22 protein-coding genes are annotated in these 22599 nt (G+C 38.9%); 9 read left to right on the top strand and 13 right to left on the bottom strand.

Annotated features, from left to right (window positions below):
- Nucleotides 1-55 precede the first annotated feature (55 nt).
- The 7 genes from M1F17_RS14220 to M1F17_RS14190 all read right to left on the bottom strand — a co-directional run bounded on the left by M1F17_RS14220 (nucleotide 56) and on the right by M1F17_RS14190 (nucleotide 6795).
- Nucleotides 56-1213, bottom strand: a complete 1158-nt coding sequence (locus M1F17_RS14220; RefSeq protein ID WP_318837037.1) for a hypothetical protein — start codon at nucleotides 1211-1213, stop codon at nucleotides 56-58.
- 142 nt (nucleotides 1214-1355) lie between these two features.
- Nucleotides 1356-2024, bottom strand: coding sequence for an arginine ABC transporter permease ArtM (gene artM / locus M1F17_RS14215; RefSeq protein ID WP_094960661.1), 669 nt, complete (start codon nucleotides 2022-2024; stop codon nucleotides 1356-1358).
- The gene (gene artQ / locus M1F17_RS14210) at nucleotides 2021-2761 is read right to left on the bottom strand and encodes an arginine ABC transporter permease ArtQ (RefSeq protein WP_004256406.1); all 741 of its coding nucleotides are present in this window, start codon (nucleotides 2759-2761) and stop codon (nucleotides 2021-2023) included. Before artQ ends, artM begins: the two co-directional genes overlap by 4 nt.
- Before the next feature lie 12 nt (nucleotides 2762-2773).
- On the bottom strand, nucleotides 2774-3517 hold the full coding sequence (artJ, locus tag M1F17_RS14205; protein WP_004256405.1) for an arginine ABC transporter substrate-binding protein: 744 nt from the start codon (nucleotides 3515-3517) through the stop codon (nucleotides 2774-2776).
- Between the two features lie 18 nt (nucleotides 3518-3535).
- Entirely contained in the window at nucleotides 3536-4264 is a 729-nt protein-coding gene (gene artP, locus M1F17_RS14200) for an arginine ABC transporter ATP-binding protein ArtP (RefSeq protein WP_004256404.1), read from the bottom strand.
- Nucleotides 4265-4362: 98 nt separating this feature from the next.
- A complete protein-coding gene (locus M1F17_RS14195) occupies nucleotides 4363-5844 on the bottom strand; it encodes a DUF2867 domain-containing protein (RefSeq protein ID WP_004256403.1) in 1482 nt (493 codons plus the stop codon).
- Between the two features lie 51 nt (nucleotides 5845-5895).
- Nucleotides 5896-6795 carry a lysine exporter LysO family protein gene (locus M1F17_RS14190; RefSeq protein ID WP_318837036.1) on the bottom strand — a complete coding sequence of 300 codons (900 nt, stop codon included), beginning with the start codon at nucleotides 6793-6795 and terminating at the stop codon, nucleotides 5896-5898.
- A gap of 402 nt (nucleotides 6796-7197) precedes the next feature.
- Between M1F17_RS14190 and M1F17_RS14185 the strand changes: the two genes are divergently transcribed.
- The 3 genes from M1F17_RS14185 to macB all read left to right on the top strand — a co-directional run bounded on the left by M1F17_RS14185 (nucleotide 7198) and on the right by macB (nucleotide 12129).
- Complete coding sequence (locus M1F17_RS14185) at nucleotides 7198-8862, top strand: DUF2813 domain-containing protein (protein WP_094960662.1); 1665 nt, start codon at nucleotides 7198-7200, stop codon at nucleotides 8860-8862.
- Nucleotides 8863-9076: 214 nt separating this feature from the next.
- Complete coding sequence (gene macA / locus M1F17_RS14180) at nucleotides 9077-10183, top strand: macrolide transporter subunit MacA (RefSeq protein WP_094960663.1); 1107 nt, start codon at nucleotides 9077-9079, stop codon at nucleotides 10181-10183.
- Nucleotides 10184-10185: 2 nt separating this feature from the next.
- The gene (gene macB / locus M1F17_RS14175; protein ID WP_318837035.1) at nucleotides 10186-12129 is read left to right on the top strand and encodes a macrolide ABC transporter ATP-binding protein/permease MacB; all 1944 of its coding nucleotides are present in this window, start codon (nucleotides 10186-10188) and stop codon (nucleotides 12127-12129) included.
- Between the two features lie 63 nt (nucleotides 12130-12192).
- Here the strand turns inward: macB and M1F17_RS14170 are convergent, their stop codons facing one another.
- The 5 genes from M1F17_RS14170 to M1F17_RS14150 form a co-directional block, all read right to left on the bottom strand.
- The gene (locus M1F17_RS14170) at nucleotides 12193-13257 is read right to left on the bottom strand and encodes a mannonate dehydratase (protein WP_004256393.1); all 1065 of its coding nucleotides are present in this window, start codon (nucleotides 13255-13257) and stop codon (nucleotides 12193-12195) included.
- A gap of 29 nt (nucleotides 13258-13286) precedes the next feature.
- Nucleotides 13287-14549, bottom strand: coding sequence for an MFS transporter (locus tag M1F17_RS14165; protein ID WP_094960665.1), 1263 nt, complete (start codon nucleotides 14547-14549; stop codon nucleotides 13287-13289).
- Between the two features lie 65 nt (nucleotides 14550-14614).
- Nucleotides 14615-14794 carry a hypothetical protein gene (locus M1F17_RS14160; protein WP_318837432.1) on the bottom strand — a complete coding sequence of 60 codons (180 nt, stop codon included), beginning with the start codon at nucleotides 14792-14794 and terminating at the stop codon, nucleotides 14615-14617.
- Between the two features lie 69 nt (nucleotides 14795-14863).
- A protein-coding gene (locus tag M1F17_RS14155) for an IS1 family transposase (protein ID WP_104872948.1) occupies nucleotides 14864-15561 on the bottom strand; the annotation gives its coding sequence in 2 pieces (ribosomal slippage) (nucleotides 14864-15312 and nucleotides 15312-15561; 699 coding nt in all).
- A 27-nt stretch (nucleotides 15562-15588) separates the two neighbouring features.
- Nucleotides 15589-16089 carry an RraA family protein gene (locus M1F17_RS14150; protein WP_318837034.1) on the bottom strand — a complete coding sequence of 167 codons (501 nt, stop codon included), beginning with the start codon at nucleotides 16087-16089 and terminating at the stop codon, nucleotides 15589-15591.
- Nucleotides 16090-16290: 201 nt separating this feature from the next.
- On the opposite strand from M1F17_RS14150, the gene M1F17_RS14145 reads away from it, so the two are divergent.
- From M1F17_RS14145 to M1F17_RS14125, 5 genes are all read left to right on the top strand, one after another.
- Nucleotides 16291-16986 (top strand): FadR/GntR family transcriptional regulator, encoded by a 696-nt coding sequence (locus tag M1F17_RS14145; RefSeq protein WP_036957917.1) that lies wholly within the window; start codon nucleotides 16291-16293, stop codon nucleotides 16984-16986.
- A 436-nt stretch (nucleotides 16987-17422) separates the two neighbouring features.
- The gene (locus tag M1F17_RS14140) at nucleotides 17423-18769 is read left to right on the top strand and encodes a purine-cytosine permease family protein (protein ID WP_004256368.1); all 1347 of its coding nucleotides are present in this window, start codon (nucleotides 17423-17425) and stop codon (nucleotides 18767-18769) included.
- A 10-nt stretch (nucleotides 18770-18779) separates the two neighbouring features.
- Nucleotides 18780-19613, top strand: coding sequence for a nitrilase-related carbon-nitrogen hydrolase (locus M1F17_RS14135; RefSeq protein ID WP_004256366.1), 834 nt, complete (start codon nucleotides 18780-18782; stop codon nucleotides 19611-19613).
- Nucleotides 19610-20362, top strand: a complete 753-nt coding sequence (locus tag M1F17_RS14130) for an IclR family transcriptional regulator (protein WP_094960667.1) — start codon at nucleotides 19610-19612, stop codon at nucleotides 20360-20362. The genes M1F17_RS14135 and M1F17_RS14130 overlap by 4 nt, the downstream gene beginning before the upstream one ends.
- A 251-nt stretch (nucleotides 20363-20613) precedes the next feature.
- The gene (locus M1F17_RS14125) at nucleotides 20614-21564 is read left to right on the top strand and encodes a DUF1177 domain-containing protein (RefSeq protein ID WP_094960668.1); all 951 of its coding nucleotides are present in this window, start codon (nucleotides 20614-20616) and stop codon (nucleotides 21562-21564) included.
- A 73-nt stretch (nucleotides 21565-21637) separates the two neighbouring features.
- Here the strand turns inward: M1F17_RS14125 and cspD are convergent, their stop codons facing one another.
- Nucleotides 21638-21883 (bottom strand): cold shock domain-containing protein CspD, encoded by a 246-nt coding sequence (cspD, locus tag M1F17_RS14120; RefSeq protein ID WP_004256359.1) that lies wholly within the window; start codon nucleotides 21881-21883, stop codon nucleotides 21638-21640.
- A 393-nt stretch (nucleotides 21884-22276) separates the two neighbouring features.
- Between cspD and clpS the strand changes: the two genes are divergently transcribed.
- Nucleotides 22277-22597: an ATP-dependent Clp protease adapter ClpS gene (clpS, locus tag M1F17_RS14115; protein WP_004256357.1), complete on the top strand. Its 321-nt coding sequence runs from the start codon at nucleotides 22277-22279 to the stop codon at nucleotides 22595-22597.
- The last annotated feature ends 2 nt before the right edge of the window (nucleotides 22598-22599 follow it).

Raw genomic sequence — 22599 nt, 5'->3', positions numbered from 1 at the left:
TTTTTACTGTATAAAACGACAATTCAATATTCGTTATATCATTTGGGTAATTAATTTAATGTTTCAGCAGGAATGAATCCATGGATAATACTCTGAACTTAAATTCATCGATATGATTCGGTATAGGTTTATCACTATGATAGGAGAGCAAATGTTTTAGGTTTTCTAAAAAATCATTTTCGTTATCATATTTTTTTATACCTCTGTTAGGGTCAAAAAACTTATATATATAATTATTTTTATCGTGTTTAATTGAAATTGCCATACAATGGCCATCATAAGAAATCAGTGAATAGTAATCATTGTTATATTTTAATTTATTCTCTATATCAGCTTTTAGTTTTTCAATATTTGATTGGTTTTTATTTATTTGTAAGTTTGCATAGTCACAAATAGGTAGGCTTATATCATTGATTAACCCAGAATTTATATTCTTAGCTGTATTTTTATACATTTCTAGCTTAGATATAAACTCGAAAGCATTAGCTAGAAAAATTTTAATTTCTTTATCATCTAATGGTAAGTCAGATATTATTTTGTTTTTTATATTCTCATTCAATATTTTATGACAATAATAAATTTCTATTGAGTCTTCTTTGTTTTTTCTAACTAAATTATAGTAAAAGGTAACCAACTCTATAATTTCGTATTTACTATCTAAATAACTTACATTTTTATTTACACGAGATATATTTTTCATTAGTAGATGGGTTATATCGTATAGATTTTTTATATTAAGGTCATTTTCCTTATTCTCTAATGATATTAAATTTTTATCTACTTTAATATCTTTGCTTTTATTGATTAATGATGTTTTTTTCTTTTTATTATCAATGAGTAATGAATCTATTTTGTGTGCAATTTTATTGAAATCATATGCGCGTTCATAACTGATCTGAATATTCAGGCCATTGACTATCTGTTTATTTAATAAACTTACTTCAACATCATTCGGCTTTCTGTTTTTTAAATAGTAACTTTGTGCTTTTATGGATTTTAAAGCGGCCCCCATCGATTCAATTAGTTTATCCCCATCACTCTTGTTTTCATTAAGAAGGTATAGGTTTGATAGACCATGGCAAATTCCATTGCTAGCATTAGAGGTATTTCTGACTTGAGTGAGCTTTTTTCTTAGGGCATTATTTTCTTTTTTATTAAAGTATGTAAGCAGTTTGTCTTGATCAAAAGGAATGTCAAATTGAATTTTTTTCATAATAAACTCATCAATCATATCTATTTAATTAGTTTAATTATTACATTATTCAAATAAAGTGCTCTTTAAAAATCCGATTGAGCGAATAAAAAAAGCTTGGTATAAGACCAAGCTTTTTTTACTTGTCGGAGAGAAAGAAAGACTAACCTCTGTGCTCAAATTCCAACGCTTTGCGTTCAATTAAACGCATTAGCACTGTTAAAATTGCATTGACCACTAAATAAATAATCCCCGCAGCAACAAACGCCATCACATTCCAGCTTTGACCAAAGATCAGTTGGCTATAGCCCATGACATCTAACATTGTAATCGTACTGGCAAGTGACGTACTCTTGAAAATCAGGACGACTTCATTGGAATAGGACGATAACGAACGCTTAAAGGCATAAGGCAAAATAATACGCATGGTTTGCATTTTATTCATGCCAAGCGCTTGGCAAGACTGCCATTGGCCTGATGGGATGGCTTTAACTGCGCCGTGGAATAACAAAGTGGAATAAGCCGCACTGTTTAAGGCCAATGCAACCATTGCACAGACCCAAGGTGTGGAAATAATCTCCCACAACATGGGATAATCTTGCAATGATTTAAATTGGCTTGGGCCGTTATAAATTAAGAAAAATTGTACCAATAACGGCGTACCAGTGAAAAGCGTGATATAGACTTTAACGGCTTGAGAAACCACAGGGGTTTTCAGCGAGAGAACTAAAGTAAATAATATCGCTAAGATAAAAGCCACAATGAGTGCGCTAAACGTTAGTGATAAGCTGGTTGGTAGCCCTGGAAGAATATCTAAAATTAAATCCATCATTTTGATTCACCTCGCTCAAAGCGAGTAGTACGCAATTCAATACGTTTTAAGATAACTTGACTGACTAACGTAATGGCAAGGTAAATCAAACCCACAATGGCGTACCATGTGAATGGTTCGTGAGTTCTATTGACGATTGTTTTTGTTTGTAGCATCAAATCATTAACACTGATGAGTGAAACTAACGCGGTATCTTTTAATAATACAAGCCATTGGTTGCCTAAGCCTGGAAGCGCATGGCGCCACATTTGCGGCATAATGAACCGAAAGAAAATAGTGCGTTTGTTTAAACCTAATGCAAAACCTGCTTCCCACTGGCCATAAGGTACTGCTTTTAAAGCTCCTCTTAATGTTTGTGATGCATAAGAGGCGTACAACAAGGCAAGGGCAATAACACCACAAACAAATGGGGTATAGTCAAATTCGCCACTATTAGCAAAGAAAATGCTGGGGTCGATTTGAATAGTGGTTTGCCAAAAACCGAGGTTTATATCGAACCCATCACCAAACAAATTGATCAGTTGTAATGTACCGAAGTAGACAAATAATACGACCAATAATTCAGGTAGACCGCGGATCAAGGTAACCCAGCAGGTCCCTAAAAAGGCAATAGGTTTAAAACGAACGGACTCCCACGCAGTAAATAACATGGCGAGGATCAGCCCCAAAACCAGTGCAGAAACAGCAAGGCCGACGGTGATACCGGCGGCACTTGTTAAAAATAGAAAGTTGCTCATTAATTATATCAATTACTGTTGAAACCATTTTTTGTGGATAGCATCATAAGTGCCGTCTGCTTTAACTTCAGCTAAGGCTTTATTCATTTTATCCAACAGCTCTTTATTCCCTTTACGAACCGCAATACCTAAACCAATACCGAAATATTGTGGGTCAGTCACTTTTTCACCAACAGCAGCTAAGTTTTCGTTACCTTTAGCTTTTAACCATTCGTCAGCAACTGCGGTATCACCGAAGACGGCATCGATACGACCATTTTGTAGGTCTAAAATAGCAGATTGGTAGTTATCATAAGGAACGGTTGTCATCCCTTTATGTTGTTCCATGATGTATTTTTGGTGAGTGGTTCCGTTTTGAACACCAATTTTTTTATCTTTTAATTGGTCTACTGAGCTGATTTTTTCTTTTACAGCAATAAATTCTGCTGAGTTAGGGTAGTAAGTCTCAGTGAAATCTACTTGCTGTTGGCGCTCAGGGGTAATATCGATACCTGCCATTAATGCTTCAAAGCGACGGAATTTTAAGCTAGGAATTAAGCTGTCGAAAGATTGGTGAGTAAATGTACAAGTTGCATTCATTTTTTCACACATTGCATTGGCTAAATCAACGTCAAAGCCAACGATTTGGTTATTCTTATCGAACATTTCAAAAGGTGCGTAAGTCGCTTCTGTTGCAAAACGGATGGTTTCTTTTTCCGCAGCAGTTGCAGATAGGGTTACAGCGCCCAGCAGTGCAGCTAATATAATTTTTTTCATTGCTTAATCCTATATCTATTAATGTGACAGATAATTTGCAAATGCTTCTGTTTGAGGTGCAGTGAAATGGCTTGCATCCCCTTGTTCTACTATATGGCCGTTTTCCATATACACGACACGGCTAGCGGTTTTGCGAGCAATTTCTACTTCGTGAGTGACGATAACTTGTGTAATCCCAGTTGCAGATAGTTCACGAATAATATCAACAACTTGAGCGGTGATTTCTGGGTCAAGTGCCGCGGTTGGTTCATCAAATAATAAAACTTTTGGTTCCATCATTAGCGCTCTTGCAATCGCAACACGCTGTTGCTGACCACCCGATAAATGTAAGGGGTAGCGATCAGCAAATTGCGACAACCGTAAGCGTTCTAATAACTTAGACGCTTTTGCTTGCGCTTCTTGCTTTGATAATTTTAATACGCGGCAAGGTGCTTCAATTAAGTTGTCCATAACGCTCAGATGAGGCCACAGATTATATTGTTGAAATACCATCCCTACATTTTGACGCAGCTCACGAATCGCTTTCGCATCTGGAGCTGAAGAAAAGTCAAATTGCTGACCCACAATATTCAAGTGGCCTGAACGTGGCATTTCTAATAAATTGAGGACACGTAACAATGAGCTTTTACCAGCCCCGCTTGGCCCAAGTAATACCATAGTCTCACCAGCAGAACACTCTAGATTGATATCAAAGAGTGCCTGATGGGAACCATAGAAACAGTTGATGTTTTTTAATTGAATGCTCATGTGTACCAATAATATCTTATTTCACTACCCGCGATATTAATCCTATGAGCATATTTATGCAATAATTTCTGCATAAAAATTTGGTTTTTACGCTAAAATTATTCCGATTTAACGGTCAGTTGCTCTGCTTGCTGTTCTTTAGCGAGTTGTTTATCTCGCTCATAAGCCAGTTCGCTGATGCGTTTTGCCATTCCCTTAAAAATAAATAAATGTGCGGGCATCATGGCAAACCAATAGAGTAGGCCGCAAAAGCCAGCTGGGTGCCACCATGCTCTAACATCAATTGAACGGCGGTTCCCGCTATCATGAATAGTAAAAGTTAAGCGGCCAAGTCCTGGGGCTTTCATACCAAATAACAAGCTAAGTTGTTTATTAGGTTCAAGATTAATTACGCGCCAGCCGTCAATCTCATCACCGAGTTGGAGCTGTTCACGATCGGGGCGGCCGTACTTCACTTTATTTAACATCATATCGTCCATAATGGCGCGAGTTTTCCACAGGCCATTGGCATAGAAATAGCCGTTTTTTCCGCCGATTTGTTGCACTGTATACCAAAGCGATTCTGAACTGGCTGTTGTTCCAAGGGTTGCTCCCGCTTGTTTTGGGTAATAGCCATAGCCGGGACGCCAGCGTTTTCTGACTTCTGGGTCATAACCCCAATCTGCGTTATCAACGGCATCGGCTTCTTCTGCTAAAGTCGTTCTAACGGCATCATCAAAAGAAATTAAGGTTTGGGGGATCAGTTCTCGTAACGCTTTATCATCCGCGGGGAGGTCGTGCTGCAAGCCTTGAATTAACTCCTTAGCGATTGACGGTGGTACGGAGGTGATCAAACTGATGAAATGCACGGAAATCATACTAATGGGGATCGGAATAGGAATAAGTAAACGCCGCTTACCACTGACTTTAATAAAGCGCTTAAATAGCTCTTGGTAGCTAATAAACTCAGGGCCACCTGCATCAAAAATCCGATTCTCAGTTGTTGGTATTTTTGCCAGTTGCGTTAAATAATACAAAATATTCGATAGGGCGATAGGTGACGATTTAGAACGAACCCAACGTGGTGGCGTTAAAATCGCTAAGTTGTAGACCATATCACGCATAATTTCGAATGCGGCAGAACCAGACCCAACGATAATTGATGAGCGGATTTCGGTAACAGGGATTTGGCTTTCACGTAAAATATCACCGGTTAAACGTCGAGCAATTAGGTGTGGTGAATAGGTATGCCCGTGTTGTAATGCACTGAGATAGATAACATGTTTAACGCTTGAGCCTTCAAGGGCTTGTTGCACGTTGCGAGCGGCTGCACGCTCACGCTCGACTAAATTGGCTTGGTCGGCCATGCTATGAACGAGGAAATAAACAATATCGATGCCTTCCATGACACCTTTTAGTGTTTCAGGGTCGTGAAGATCCACATAAATGCATTGGGTATCTTGCCAGCCTTGAGATAACATCCAATCAACACGACGTGCACCTGCTGTTACGTCATATCCTTGCTCAATGAGTTTAGGGATCAGATTCTGACCAATATAGCCACTAGCGCCCAACACTAAAACACGTTGTTTATCTGTCATGTTAATTTCCTGATTCACGCAAATTAACAGCTATTGTGACTGAAATTTTACCTATGTAAAGAAGGCCATGAGAATTGGCGTAATAAGACTCAGTACGAAGCCGTGAACAATAGCAGCAGGGACAATTGAAACCCCACCACTGCGTTGTAAAACAGGCAGTGTAAAATCCATTGATGTTGAACCACAAATGCCAAGAGCGGTTGAGCGGTAACGGTTAATAATAATTGGGATAAGCATGATTGCAGCAAGTTCCCTTGCTAAATCATTGAAAAAAGCTGCGCTCCCCATGACTGGGCCATAAGCATCGGTGAGGACAATCCCTGTTAATGAGTACCAGCCAAAGCCAGAAGCCAGCGCTAACCCCATTTTCACGGGAAGGTCTAGTAAGAACGCGGCTAACGCACCACCCGCTAATGCACTGACTGCCATGACAAACGCAATGGTTGTACCGCGGCGGTTGATTAAAATTTGCTTGATGCTCATGCCACTGTTACGTAGCTGGATACCGACGAGTAATAGCAGTAGCATTAACGCCAACTGGCTCCCTTTGTCGGCATAGTGCAGAAAATCAAAATGAGTTAGGCCAACGACAAATCCGAGTAGTAACACTCCGCATAGTTGTAAGGATTCGAGCACCATTTTGATTCGTGAAGGTGGTTTTTCTTGTTTATGTTGCGGAATTTTCCAAGGATCAAATTTATCCAGCAATAACAGTGAGATTACATTCAATGAAAATATGCAACCAAAAAAGGTAACTGCATAAATTAAAATAGAAAATAAGTGAACACTTAAATTTTTAAGAAGTGCGAGAGTAATTCCCATTAAAAATAAAATAACATACACCATTGAATTCAAGGATTGGTGTACTCGATGGAGAATTTGCTTGTTTTTAATAGGAATAAGATAACCAAGCGTTAATGGTAGAAGAATAATTAAGAGTCCTGAATACATGGCCGCATCCTTAGAGGTTATCTCATCGACTAGCTAAATATAAACAAAGGGTTATACAATTTTATTTATTTAGGTTATTGAAGTACAAATCCGATTTAACGCCCCGTGCTAAAAGTTCTTTTTGTTATAAAATGTTTTTATTGGCTAACTAATAAAAAATAGGTCAAAAACACTAAAAATAAAAGTTTTACTATTTTATAACACTGCAATTAGATGCTCAACATAGTTTGCTATTTTGCTATGAAGAATTTTTATTTTACATACATAGTTATAGTAATAAAGAAGGTTAATCGGTAAGCTCTAAATATTGTTCTTTAGTATATCCAATTGACGGAATCACCCGATATGTAATGAAAACTAATAATATTTAGGGTGAACTAAAAATATTCCAAGGAGAGTGATATGTACCTGGAACGTGTGGAAATATACGGATTTAGAGGGATTAACCGCCTTTCATTAGAACTGAATAACAGTACAGTTTTAGTTGGCGAGAATTCATGGGGAAAGTCGAGCTTACTTGATGCACTTGACCTTCTTCTTTCTCCTGAACATATAGATTACCAATTCAGTCTTCATGATTTTCACTATCCCGCAGGGAATGATGAGTCACGTTACCGTTCATTGCAGATAGTCTTAAAATTTTGTGAACGCCGCAAAGGGCGTCATCAATCCTATCGTTTTCATAACTTAGCCTCAGTTTGGGTAGATAACGGTGATGACCTTAAACATATTTTTTATCGTGTTAGTGCAGAACTTAAAGATGATGACACGATAGTTGTCGATAAAAGCTTTTTAAATGCAGGTGGTAATAAACTTTCATTGGACAACGTCGGTAAATATATTAAAGAAATTATTCGGTTGTATCCTGTTATTCGCCTTCGTGATGCGCGTTTTTTACACTCACTTAATCCAGAAACGATTGTTTCAGGGCAAAAAGAGGTACGTGACTTATTTAATGCTCGTATTAAGGAACTCACTAGCGCATTGGTCAACAACCCTGAACGCTTAAGTGATGAAGATCTCTGTGATGGGGTTGATGCCATGCAACAGTTGCTTAGCCATTACTTCTCTGGGCAAAGCTCCCATATTATTCGTTCAGATAATTCAATGGTTAAAATAGAACCGCGTAAACGCGGTTGGAAAGCGCTTGATAATATTAACCGGTTAATTGCCAAACCAAATCAACGTAATATTCGGTTAATCATTTTAGGGATGTTTTCTTCTTTATTACAATCAAAGGGCAATATTCATTTAGATAAATACGCTCGGCCATTGATTATTGTTGAAGACCCTGAAACGCGTTTGCACCCAATTATGCTCTCCATTGCATGGGGCTTATTTAGCTTATTTTCTCTACAGAGGATCACCACGACGAATTCAGGGGAGCTACTTTCATTAGCGCCTTTGGAGGATTTATGTCGTTTGGTTCGTAATACGAATAAGGTTTCAGCTTATCGTTTAAATGAAAATGATTTGAGTGCTGAAGAATTACGTAAAATTTCTTTCCATATTCGCTTTAATCGTCCGTCAGCCTTGTTCGCTCGCTGTTGGTTATTAGTTGAAGGGGAAACTGAAATTTGGCTGATGAATGAATTCTCGCGCCAGTGTAACTATTACTTTGAAACAGAAGGAATAAAAGTTATTGCATTTGCGCAAAGTGGTTTGAAACCACTGCTAAAGTTTGCCAATAAAATGGGAATTGAATGGCATGTTTTAACTGATGGTGATGAGGCAGGGCGTAAATATGCGGCAACAGCGACGCATTATGCTAATAAAATTAATTCCTCAGATAGGGATAGGCTAACGATGCTACCCGCACCAGATATGGAACATTTCCTATATCGTGAAGGGTTTCGAAAACTTTATCATGAAATTGCTGATATTCCAGATAATGCGAAAGTTTCAACAAGGCGAGTGATTATTAAGGCGATCTCTCGTACATCGAAGCCAGATTTAGCGTTAGCAACTGTTAATCGGGCGGCTGAGTTAGGTCCAGATAGTATCCCTCTACAGTTGAAAAGTATGTTTTCTCGTGTGGCATGGTTGGCAAGGGGTAAAGCAAATTAATGGTGATATCGATAAATTTTACGGGTTGTTGATGGATTATTGAGAAATCCCACTCTTAGGTTTATCTCATGTTGAATCAATTGATAACTTAAGTGATATATAATTTGATCATTAGTTTTTAGCTGGCAACAAATTGGAAAGTCACCTCCTTTTACAAGTTGTCAGCGATCTTAGAGGGCAATGCCCTCTTTTTGTTCATAGGAAGCGAATAAACATGAAGGCAAAGCCTAAGAAAAAGTGGCCGATTTATTTGGCAATCATTATTGTTGCCCTAGTCACTGCTGGGTTTCTTTTTAATCGTGAGGAAGAAGAGGTTTTTCAAACCGTAGATGTCACTCGAGGCGATTTAGATAAACAAGTGCTGGCAACGGGAAAACTTGACGCTGTACGTAAAGTCGATGTGGGGGCTCAAGTGAGTGGGCAACTACAAACTCTGTATGTTAAAGAGGGTGATTATGTTAAAAAAGGTGATTTATTAGCCGTTATTGACCCGAAAAAAGCCCAAAATGATGTGACTGAGTCTGAAGCGATGACTCGTGAACTTGAAGCGAATCTATCATTAGTTCAAGCGGAACTTCGCCTTGCTCAACTGACTTATCAACGTCATTTAAGCCTAGCGAAACAGCAAGCCGTTTCCCAACAAGAGCTTGATAAAGCCAAAACTGATGTAGAAGTGAAAAAAGCGCAAGTTGCCACTTATCAAGCGCAAATTAAGCGTAACCAAGCCACTTTAGATTCGGCAAAAACAAATTTGAAATACACTCAAATTACGGCTCCAATGGATGGCATTGTCACCTTTATTAAAACATTACAAGGGCAGACGGTTATTGCTGCTCAGGAAGCACCAACGATTTTAACGCTTGCGGATTTAGACACGATGCTAGTAAAAGCGGAAGTTTCTGAAGCCGATGTGATTTATTTGGAGCCTGGGCAAGATGCCTCGTTTACCGTCTTAGGCGCCCCAGATAAAAAATTCTCAGGGCAACTAAAAGATATTTTACCAACACCTGAAAAAATCAATGATGCCATTTTCTATTATGCGCGCTTTGAGGTACCCAATCCGCAACATCTATTGAAATTACAAATGACCGCTCAGGTCACTATTGAATTAGAGTCACGTAAAAATGTTCTGTTACTACCGCTATCTGCATTAGGCAATGAAATTTCACCACAAACCTATGAAGTGGATATCCTTCAAGGCAATAAAGTCGAGAAAAAACACGTTGAAATTGGTGGTCGAAATGATGTGTATGTGGAAATTACCAAAGGCCTAAATGAAGGTGACAAAGTGGTCATTGGCCATAGCGAGACGGAATACTAACTATGTCTGCGTTAATTGATCTTCAAGGGATCACTCGCCGCTACGGGGAAGGCGAAAACCAAGTTACAGTCTTAAAAAATGTCTCACTGCAAATTAATGCAGGTGAGATGGTGGCGATTATTGGTGCTTCTGGTTCAGGTAAATCCACGCTCATGAATATTATTGGGTGCTTAGATAAACCAACTGAAGGGAATTATTTCATTGATGGCCAAAGCGTTGCAACGTTAGATAACGACCAATTGGCAGAACTGCGCCGAGAGCATTTTGGCTTTATTTTTCAACGTTACCATTTACTGAGTCATTTAAGCGCGGAACAAAATGTTGAGGTGCCTGCTGTGTATGCAGGGGCGGGTAAAAACCAACGTCGTGAGCGAGCAGCCCAGCTATTACAGCGTCTAGGGTTAGGGGAGCGAGTTGATTATCGCCCAAGTCAGTTGTCTGGTGGGCAACAACAGCGCGTGAGTATTGCTCGCGCTCTTATGAATGGTGGGCAGATAATTCTCGCGGATGAGCCAACAGGAGCACTGGATAGCCATTCGGGGGAAGAGGTCATGAATATTTTAAAAGACCTCTGTGCCCAAGGGCATACCGTAATTATTGTCACGCATGACCCTGAAATTGCTCAACAAGCGGAACGTATTATCGAAATTAAAGATGGCGAGATTTTGAATGACTCGGGTAGCAAAGCCACGAAACGAACAAATTCATTACCAAAAGCTCCCCCACGAAAATTCTCTTTAGCTCAGGCGTATGGGCGGTTTAGTGAGGCCTTATTAATGGCTTGGCGTGCCATGGTCGTTAATAAGATGCGTACATTGCTGACTATGCTGGGGATTATCATTGGCATTGCGTCGGTGGTATCAATAATGGTGATCGGTGATGCTGCTCAAGGTATGGTCCTTAATGATATAAAATCAATCGGGACGAATACCATTTCAATTTATCCAGGGGAAGACTTTGGGTACGATGATGCAAAAAATCGTCAGTCCTTAAGAGCCTCAGATATTGATGCATTAGCAAAACAGCCTTATGTGTACGCGATTTCTGGCGAGCTCAACCACTCAACACGCTTAAGAAAAGGGAATGTTGACGCTTCGGCACAGCTCACCGGTGTTGGTCGGGATTATTTTAATGTTTATGCCTCTAAATTTTCAGAAGGTATGAGTTTCACGCAAGATATGGTGGATAAGCGCGCACAAGTGGTGGTTATTGATGCCAATACTAAGCGCCGCTTTTTCCCTAAACAAGAAAATGTTATTGGCGAAACTTTGCTCATTGGTAATATGCCTGTAACGGTTATCGGTGTGCTTGAAGAGAAAAAATCGACTTTTGGTTCGAGTAAGTCGCTATCGGTTTGGTTACCGGATACTACGGTGAATAGTAAAATTCTGAACCGTCCATACTATGAGAGCTTTGTTGTTAGGGTGAAAGACGGTTACGATGCGAAAACGGTAGAACAGCAACTGACCCGCTTACTCACGTTGCGCCATGGTAAAAAGGATATTTTCACCTATAACCTTGACACTTTTGTAAAAACAGCGGAAAAAACCACCCAGACTATGCAACTGTTTCTAACGTTAGTCGCGGTTATTTCGCTGGTGGTTGGTGGTATTGGTGTGATGAATATTATGCTGGTTTCTGTTACCGAAAGGACGCGAGAAATTGGTATTCGCATGGCGGTAGGGGCTAGGACTAGCGATGTGATGCAGCAATTTCTTATCGAAGCCGTACTAGTCTGTTTAATGGGCGGGTTGATGGGGATTGGCCTATCGTATGGGATTAGTTTATTGGCTCAAATGGCACTACCAGGCTGGACTTTTTCTTTTGACCCGGTGGCATTAGTCAGTGCCTTTGTTTGTTCAACAGCCATTGGCATTATTTTTGGCTTTTTACCTGCTCGAAATGCAGCTCGCTTGAACCCAATTGATGCGTTGGCGAGGGAATAAATTGTTCGTATAAAGCTCTCCATGCACATTTATCAAAATAGTGCATGGAGCATTATTTATATATTATTTCAGTACTTTAAGTAATGCTTGCATATATCCCATCGCATAAGCCATACCTGCGTGCCATGGCGCATCACATGACATTTGTGGCGTATGGTCAGGGATTAATACACCTGTATAATTATTTTCTTTTAATATTGTTAATACCTTCAACATATCAATATCGCCCTCATCAATGAAGGTTTCATGATAGTGTGGCACTTTACCTTTAACGTTCCTAAAATGGACGTATGCCATCGCATCTTGACTTGCATATTGTTGTACTGCTTCGTAAACGTTGCCCTCAGACATTTCGGCAATGGTTCCAAGACAAAACTCTAGCGCATTTGATTTACTTGGTTTTATATCTAGTAATTTTTGATATAAGTGAGGTTGATTGACGAGCCTTGGTTGACCTCTGACAAACTCTAGTGGAGGATCGTCTGGATGAGCAGCTAGGCGAACGCCTGCTTCTTCAGCGACAGGGATAATATGGTTTAAGAACCAGGTTAACCTTTCCCAGAGTTGCTCTGTTGTTGTTTCAGGACGATAACCAGCACTATGGTTATTGATTTTCATATTCCATGCCATATTATCCGGCATTGGCTCTAGAATGTCTTCGTTGATGCCAGATAAACCAACAGTTTGAGCACCTCCTCGTGCTTTGTTTTCGATAACTCGCCCTGCGACTCCTGCCAGACTGAAATTATATCCAAAGACAGGAATACCTGCTTTCCCTACATTTCTAATAATGTTTTTGACGACTTCAAGCTGTTCTAATTTTTTAGGACCGTCAAACAAAATATCATCCCAGTGGCAAGGGTCGAAATTTTCAATTGCATAAAATGTTAAGCCAAACTCTTGCATCCGGTCACGGATTTTTATTAGTTCATCTACTGTCCAGACATCACCAACAGCCGTTCCCCAGCCATCATTATCGCCAATTGGCTGGTCGCTACGTGAAAATCGTTCATTACTGTTAAAGTAGTCGACCATATGAACAACGATATGAGTTGCTCCACATTGTTTTGCAAAAGCATAATGTTCATCATTAAGCATATGTCGATATAAACCAAATCCTAGTTTCATAATTATTAACCTTTTAATTTGAAAATTTCTTAGTTAGTGAGATTTAGTGGTTTTACATATAATGCGACACTGATTGCGCCAACAATACCGATTCCACCTGCCACAAAAAATGCGATGCTATACATTCCAGACCATTCAATGATATAGCCTGTAATAATAGGGCCTAAAATTCCGGCAACATTTGCCATTGCGTGTACAAATCCACCAACTGCACCAATATTATTTTTTGCAACGGTATCTTGTAGAATTGCCCAATAGGTTGTAGCAGATAAATATAAGAAAAATATTCCGAATGCCATGAGTGCTACGGCACTTTCAACACGAGTAACATTACCGACAAGAAAGACAAGGATTGCCGATATTCCTAGACAACTAACCAACACGATTTTTCTGGAGAATAATGGTTTATTTGTTTTCTTTAAAACAAAGTCACAAAGTATTCCCCCTAGAGCCATTCCAATAGCACCTAATAGCCAAGGTATAATACTTACTATACTCATATCTTTTATACTGAGATTTTGAACATTAGATAAGTAACTCGGAAACCATGATAAAAAGAAAAATAAAATATAATTCAAACTGAAGAATGCAAGAGTTGTTGCTAATATAGTCGGACTCTTTATATAAAAAGATAATGGTTTAGATATAGTATTTGTGGTTTTTGATTCTACATTATTATCGTCAGATAAAATATATTCTAATTCTTCTTTTGATATTTTTTTATGTTGTTCCGGTTTATCTTTAGCTATTTTTAACCACCCAATTAGCCATATAAAGCCTATTGCAGCAAGTATAAAAAATGCAACACGCCAACCAGTTGTAATTATTAATATTCCCATTATAGGGCCAGCAATAGCTCCACCTATTGGATTACCAGCAGTTGCTATACCTATAGCAGTAGCAACTTCTTTTTTAGGGAACCAGTTATTAACCATTTTATTGAGTGTTGCTGCAAAGGGGCCTTCAGCTGCACCAAATAAAGTTCGGATAATAAGCATAGAGATAAAACCAACAGTTACCCCGATCATGCCGCAAAAGATAGACCAAAGAGCCATACTTACGGCAAAAACCTTTTTGGGACCATATTTATCTGATGCGTATCCGCCAATGAAATTAAATAAAGCATATCCAATAGAAAAACTACTGAAAAGTATACCCATTTCACTTGGTGTTAAGTTTAAATCTTTAGAAAAAACAGGAGCTGCAATAGCAAATGCAGAGCGATCCATATAGTTTATCATTCCTCCAAGAGAAATAAATAAAACTAAATTCCATCTTATTTTTTTAAACATAAATCACCTTTGATATAATGATATGTTTATTATTCAATTTAATAGACATATCTATTTTATGTTTATCACATGACGCCAAATTTATTATATGCTTCTACAGCACCCATTCCATTTGCTATTTCTTTTTGTACTTTATTCTCCATTTTTTGTTTTTCAAATGCATGTTCAATAACGTAAGACTCTACATTTTTAGGAATAATTAATACGCCTTCTTCATCGGCAACAATTAAATCACCTGGTTCAATTAAAATATTATTGATTTTGATTGGAACTCGATAATCTAATACTTGGTCGTGTATTCAATATAGAGATCATCATAATAGATAGTGTTCACGTTCAATGAATGTCCCGATAATTTTGTCATGCATTTCAGGTGACTTCGAGTAACCTAACGTCTTACGGTTAAGGCGCTTCAAGCGGTTTCTCAGATTCAAATTCTCTCTTTCTATTCGTTGCGTATAAAACTTACTTGCTACATGTTTCTGCTTGGGCAATATCTCATAAGCACTGAACTTATCCGTGCACCAAAAAGCGACATTAAACCTAGACAGTAAAGCCAGTAACTGGCGAAGAGTCCTTTTGTTTCGACGACCAAACGTATGAGCAATAATCCGTTTTAGGCGGGGCTCCCACGCATACCAAAGCCAGCGTTGTTGCTTCTTATTAGTCACAAAAGACCACTGTTCATCGACTTCGCAAAGGAGTTCAATGTGCAGATTATCAAGAGGTAAAGAGGTTACCTGTCTAGGCGAGAGTTTTTTAAAGTACGAACAACCGCATTAATGCTGATATGAAGGGCCCTAGCAGTATCACGAATACCGGCATTATTCATCGTGAGGTCGATAATTTTATCTTTAGTTCCGGGTTGGCAAGCACGATATTTATAATCGAGTTGGAAGCTTCGGCAGCAATCTTGGCAACGATAACGTTGATGACCAGTGCTACCTAATCCATGTTTTTTCACTGGGGGCGTTTGTTGACAAAATGGGCACCTTACATCGACTTTAGCCATGAATATTCTCCGATAAATTACCCTATATTACAGGTTAATCACCGGATTGAATACATGACCTAATACTTTACCTCTTATTTTTTGATCTTGAGCATAACTACCTAATGAAAATACAGGGAAATCAAGTTCTAGTATTTCTCTCTTATCTCTTGAATAGCCATAAATAATAGCGCCCGCAGCGTTAAGTTTTTTAGCTCTTGTCGACATTAATCCACCCCACAGGGCGTAATTATGCGAAGAACCGGAAGCGATATAAACTTCACCTTCCTTTAAGCTATCTAGTGCTTCAAACATAATACCGAAATCTTTATTTCCTAATGGCCCATTAGATGTAACGTCAGGCGGTAACATGTAATCAGCTTCTAGTACAGGCATTGCTCGACCTACAATCTTCATATCCTCAGATAAAGGTTTGAGTATAGGAGGTAAGAACTGATGGTGTAATCCTATTTCATCTAAAATATCCCCTAGAAGAGCTACGGGTAATTCCTTTTTAATCTTGTCAAACAAATCATTATCTTTATTCATTTCATATTCCTATGTATCTAAGGTCTTAATCTTACTGTTTAGCTGTCAACCTGTCATACAGGCTAACAGTCTAGCCTTAATATTAAAAGAGGGTTAATATAGGTTTTGTGATACGACTCTAGTTTTATTATTGTTTTAATCACAGGAAGATTATTTTTTTGATTTTAAATCAAATGGATATTGCTAATTTTGGGGGTTAGATTGCATCCTTTAATTGAAAAACAAACACTTTCAGAACAAGTTAGAAGCTATGTTCTATCTTTAATATCTCAATCAAATCTAAATCCAGGTGATGAAATACCAAGTGAAAAAGAGATTATTGAACGTTTAGGGGTGAGCAGGGGGGTGGTTAGAGAGGCTTTTCAAAGCCTTTCTATATTAGGTATTTTAGATATTAGTAGTGGCAAAAAACCTAAAATACAAAAAATTAACTCAAACCCGTTAGAAACTATTTTTAACCATGCCATTGTGACTCAGCAGGTTAATTATCAGCAAATCTTAGGCCTTCGACGTGCGATTGAAGTTGATTCTGCAGTGTTGGCTGCAATGCATGGAAATAAAAATGATTATATCAAGTTAAGAAAAATTGCAGATAAAATGAGGAAATCCTTGTTGAGTTCTAATGATTGGGATTTGTTCATTGAGAGTGATATTGATTTCCACTTAACATTAGCTGAAATGTCACAAAATCCGTTATATGCATTGATGCTAAAAGCATTAAGAGGCGCATTAGGTGGTTCTATTTCAGCTGGTTTATTAAACCAAAACAACCATGATGAACATAAAAAGATCATTGATATTCATTTTGATATTTTAGAGTCAATTGAAAAACAAGACTTTGTGGCAACTGGGTTAAAGATGGATACTCACTTTAAGTTAACCATGGATAGTTTTTAGATCAGCCACCCATAATAATTTTTCTTAGTGAGATTTTTGAGTGGCGAAGGATAAGCTAAATTCCTTCGCTCTACTTTCTGTGTAACTCAGCTTTAAGGTCAATTATCAATATGTGAATCATCTGCTTGTAAATAATTTGATTTAGGGATAGTCCCATTTTTCGGAACCAAGTTCCTCAATTAAATTCTGCTAATTAAATGCGTTATTTTTAACTCCTTCATTTCCCGATAATATTTTTTTCAGTCTGTATATTCCCTCGTTTCTTAAAATATTTCATAATAAAAAACTGTCTGAAAAGATAAATTCTACTTGCGAATTGGTATCGATCATGGATATGATTTGCCTTGTAGAATAAATGAAACCTAGTTCCATATAATGGAACTTATAATAAAGCCAGTAAAAAACTAAGCAAAGACAACTACACAGCAGGTGCGATATGGCGAATAAAGCAGGTGAAGATTATTCTTTGGCTCGGGTACCCCAAAGTGCTCGTAGGCCGTTCTATGAAGTGTTAATTCTACGAATTGGCGCACTAGCTTGTGTTTCACAAGTTATGTTAGGTGCGGCTCTTGGGTATGGGTTAACTTTTTGGCAGGCGTTTTGGGCAACGATGCTTGGATCTGTAATTTTACAGGTTGTCAGCTGGGGGCTTGGAGCGGCTGCGTGCCGCGAAGGAATGTCAATCAGCCTACTGTCTCGGTGGGCGGGTTTTGGTAAGTTAGGCTCAGCACTCATTGGTGGCGCAATTGCTATCTCCTTAATGGGCTGGTTTGGCGTCCAAAATGGTTTCTTTGCGGATGGAATGTATAAAGCGACTAATGTGCTAACACCAGGGACTTGGTCACTTATTACAGGTATTGCGGTGACGGTTATAACAGTATATGGGTATCGATTTTTATCTATTACTGCCAATATCTCAACGCCGCTATTTTTATTCGCGTTAGGCTGGGCGACATATAATTTATTATCAGGTCAAGATATTGGTACGCTTATTAATGACACTGAACCCGCCGGGCCATTAATGACTATGCCTGCGGCCATCACAATGGTTGCTGGTGGTTTTATTATTGCAGCAGTGACAACACCCGATATCAGCCGTTTCATGAAAGGGCCTAAAGATGTGTTTTGGATGACGCTTATCGGCACATTTTTTGGTGAGTTACTGGTCAATATGATAGCGGTACTAATGGCGCTGTCATTACGTACAAGCCAAGTATTTGATTTAATGATGGCGCTGACAGGCCTATTAGGTGCATCGATTGTTATCTTCTCAACAATAAAAATGAATGATATCAATTTGTATTCATCATCGTTAGGTTTTTCAACACTGTTAAATGCCATATTTAATAAGCGTTTTGACCGTCGTTATTTAACGTGGGTGATTGGTATCTTTGGCACAATCGCTTCAATGTTAGGGATCTTAGATAACTTTATCGGTTTCTTAATTTACTTAGGAATAGCCATTCCTCCTGTCGCAGGGATTATGGTTGTTGACTATTACTTGTTAAAACGTGATCGCAAAGAATTAGATATCACTCGAGAGCAAGGCATATTACCACCGAGCTGTGAAGCATATAACCCAGTAACACTCGTGGTGTGGGTGATCGCAGTACTGGTTGGGTGGGGGACATCAGAGTTAGGTCCACTGCATGCAGACTACGGTATCCCAGCGCTTAACTCTTTGATTACTGGTGCAGTTGCTTATTGGATAGGCATGCGCTGGCAGGCGAAAGCGAGAGGTGTTGAAACGGTACACTTTCGCAAAGTCTCTCATTTAGATTAAGGATTAAACAATGTCGGGTACAAAAGTTAAAGTTGCTCTGGCTCAGTTTGATTCAGAACTTGGCAATAAAACCAATAATTTACAACGCATGGCACAGTTGTGCCAACAAGCCGCAGATTCAGGAGCAAAACTGATTTGTTTCCCTGAGCTGGCGACAACGGGTTATCGTGGTGACTTACTGACCACTAAGTTGTGGGATTTAAGCGATTCCATCGGAAGTGAAACTTATACGCTATTTAGCGAACTTGCTACTCGTTTAAATATCACTATTGTTAGCGGTTTTGTTGAGCGCGGTGAATATTTAGGCGATATCTATAACTCTGTCGGTGTTTGGAACCCAGGGTGTGAGGGTATTAGTGGTGTTTTTCGTAAAGTTCATGCTTTCGGCATAGAAAAACAATGGTTTGGACGAGGTGATAGTTTCCCTGTGTTTGAAACGCCGATCGGTAAAATCGGTATCATGATTTGCTATGACATGGGTTTTCCAGAAGTCGCACGAATTTTAACATTACAAGGCGCGGAATTGTTATTAGCCCCTTCAGCTTGGTGTGTTCAAGACCGAGATGTATGGGATATTAATAGCGCCTGTCGAGCACTAGAAAATGGAACTCACTTACTTGCAGTGAACCGTTGGGGTCATGAAGAAGATCTGCATTTATTTGGTGGTAGCAAGGTTTTAGGTCCTCGCGGCCAAGTACTTTGTGAAGCGAGCTGTGAGGGCGAAGAGCTATTAATCGGTGAGGTTGATTTTTTAAACCAAGCCCATACACGTTTAAAAGTGCCTTATCTGAGAGACAGAAAGCCACAAAGCTACAGTGTATTAACCCAAGGTTTAGGGTCATGAGTATTTTATCTAGCGTGGTTGATGTTTACCAACTGTTCTTACGTTCAGGCAACGAACTGACGGTGACAACGTTGGTTAATGAATTAGGTATGCCAAAAAGCTCGGCCTCCCGTCTTTTAAAGCAAATGGCTGAACTCGGATTGCTGGAAAAGAAAAACAATGCACCGATATATCGACCTGGCTTGCTGATTATGGAATTAGCTCATCGGGCTAGGGGGATGAACCCGCTAATCGATATGATGCTTGAAGCACTTGATGAACTTGCGAAAGATAGTGGGTTTACCAGTTATGTGTCAGCACTTGATGATGATATGGTTCGTGTTGTTCATGCTCGTTTTGGTAATAGCATGCTGCAAGTGATCACTCAACCGGGTACCCGCTTACCCATACTGGGAACGTCAACGGGGCGTGCACTATTAGCAAGGTTACCGCTAAATGAGCGGTCAAAAATTATCGACCGTGAACCAAAAGAAGAACGGGGTAAATTAGTCGAGCGTTTGGACTTAGTGGCAGATCGTGGCTGGGAATTATCGATGGATGAATCCGTTGCTGGAGTCGCTTCCATATCCAGCACGGTGTTCGACCCTGCACAAAATACGTTATATGCCTTGTGTTTAAGTTTGCCTGCTGCACAAATGAATGATGAGGTTATGGTGCAGTTATCTAAGAGCCTTTGTCATAAAGCCGCTTATCTTGGGTGTATGGTGGGTGACCCGTATTGGTTGCAAAAAAGCATGAATAAGTCATGAGATTATTTCATGTTATAAAAGCAAAAAGTAGTAAGTAGTTGAAGTAAGTAGTTGAAGTAAATAGTAAATTATAAATATTTAATATTGTTAGCATTTTAAGTGCGTGAATACGCCTTCATCAGGAAAAATGGAACCTCTATTACGTGAGATTCCATCTAGAGTGAAATGAGATTAACTCGCTATTCTATGCGAGTTAATCTCAAAGTAGCTCTTTACTCTCATAAAAAATAATTAAAATTAAAGGAAGTACAATGAGTCTAAAACAAACTCTTTGCGTATATGATCTAATCGATTGCGCTAGTGTTAAAGGTGAAGACATTGTTGCATTGTTCCAAGATTTCCCACACATTGAAGTCATGTCTAAAACGGTTAAGGATCACAAAGGACAAAGTGACTTTGTTCGCATTCTTATTCCAGGAACACAAGGTAAATCACAGCATAAAGATGCGCCAACACTGGGAATCATCGGGCGTTTAGGTGGAATTGGTGCTAGGCCTTCTCGAATAGGTGTTGTGTCTGATGCAGATGGTGCGATTGCCGCACTTGCAGCAGCGCTTAAACTGGCACAAATGCATGAAAAGGGTGACCAGTTACTCGGTGATGTCGTGGTCACGACCCATATTTGCCCAAATGCGCCAACACGTCCGCATACACCTGTTGATTTTATGGACTCGCCCCTTGAAGATGCCACGATGAATCAACATGAGGCGATCCCTGAAGCGGATGCTATTTTGTCCGTAGATACCACGAAGGGAAATCGTTTACTCAATCATAAAGGGTATGCACTGTCTCCAACAGTAAAAAATGGTTATATTTTACCTGTATCAGAGGATTTAATTCGTTTGATGGAGTGGAGTAGTGGCCAAAAAGCGGTGACATTTCCATTATCAATTCAAGACATTACGCCATATGGTAATGGTCTACATCATATCAACAGTATATTACAACCTGCGGTATCAACATCTGCACCAGTGGTTGGTGTCGCTATTTGCTCAGAAACGGTAGTACCAGGTTGCTCTACAGGGGCTAGCCATGAGGTTGATATTGCGGCTACTGTAAAATTTATGATAGAAGTGGCTAAAGCATTCACAGGAAAACAATGTGCGTTTTATGATGTTGAACAATATGATTTATTGACGTCATTGTATGGTGATATGTCACACCTGCAAACAGCAGGTAATAATGCAGCAAAAAATGATTAATTTATAAATAGTCACAGTTAATTATTAGCGTTGTCAGTGTTATTAAAATAATTAACTGTGCTCTATTGGTGAGCTATAAATTCGATTCTGTTGTGTTGTCTGGAACATCCTCATTTTCAATAGGAACAATGAGGTCTGCATGATTACCTTTTGGGCCAATAGTCACACTAAATTGAACTTTCTGGCCTGCTTTTAGTGTCCTGTAACCGTCCATTTGGATACAGGAATAATGAGCAAAAATATCTTCTCCGCCATCAGCCGGGCAAATAAAACCAAAGCCTTTTGCGTTATTGAACCACTTAACGATACCCGTCTCCATATTTTATCCTTCAAATTTACCAGTATTTGCATTTAGAACGATGTATAAAAAACACATACAAAATAAGTATAAATACGATGTTATTTGTTCGTAAAATATACTGTAATAAATTACCTTCTAAGGTCAAGAGGTACGGTTCAGGAATTGCTGGAAAGTGTTAAGAATTCGCTAATCAATAGCGCTCATTTTCTATAATATTTGATATGGCTCACAGATTGCTAACCATGGAAGCAAAGGTGATTCCCATGATACACTGTCGCTTGATGCAATATAGACAAAAAACAGCATAGTAACTAAATGGTATAGTTTTATGATGTTATCAATATGATTGATAGAAATCGTTGATAATAAAGACTATGCTTAAATTGAAGTTAAACACTGAGCAAGAAAGTAATGAGTGATTTTCTGGGCACATTTAAAACTGACGTCATTTTTAAAGATGAAATAGAACAAACCTTACAGCCACCATCGATGTATAAGGTGCTATTAAATAATGACGATTACACCCCGATGGATTTTGTTGTCGAAGTGTTACAAAAATACTTTTCTTTTGATGAAGAACGCGCTACACAGATAATGTTAGATGTCCATATTCAAGGAAAGGGAGTTTGTGGAATTTTTACTGCAGAGGTTGCTGAAACGAAAGCGGCGCAAGTCAATACTTTTGCTCGTGAACATGAGTACCCTTTGCTTTGCACTATAGAGAAAGTCTAATT

The sequence above is a fragment of the Providencia sp. PROV073 genome (assembly GCF_033688125.1).
Taxonomy (GTDB): domain Bacteria; phylum Pseudomonadota; class Gammaproteobacteria; order Enterobacterales; family Enterobacteriaceae; genus Providencia; species Providencia hangzhouensis.
Note: the sequence above shows the minus strand (reverse complement) of the source record. Positions and strands in the feature narration are given on the sequence as shown.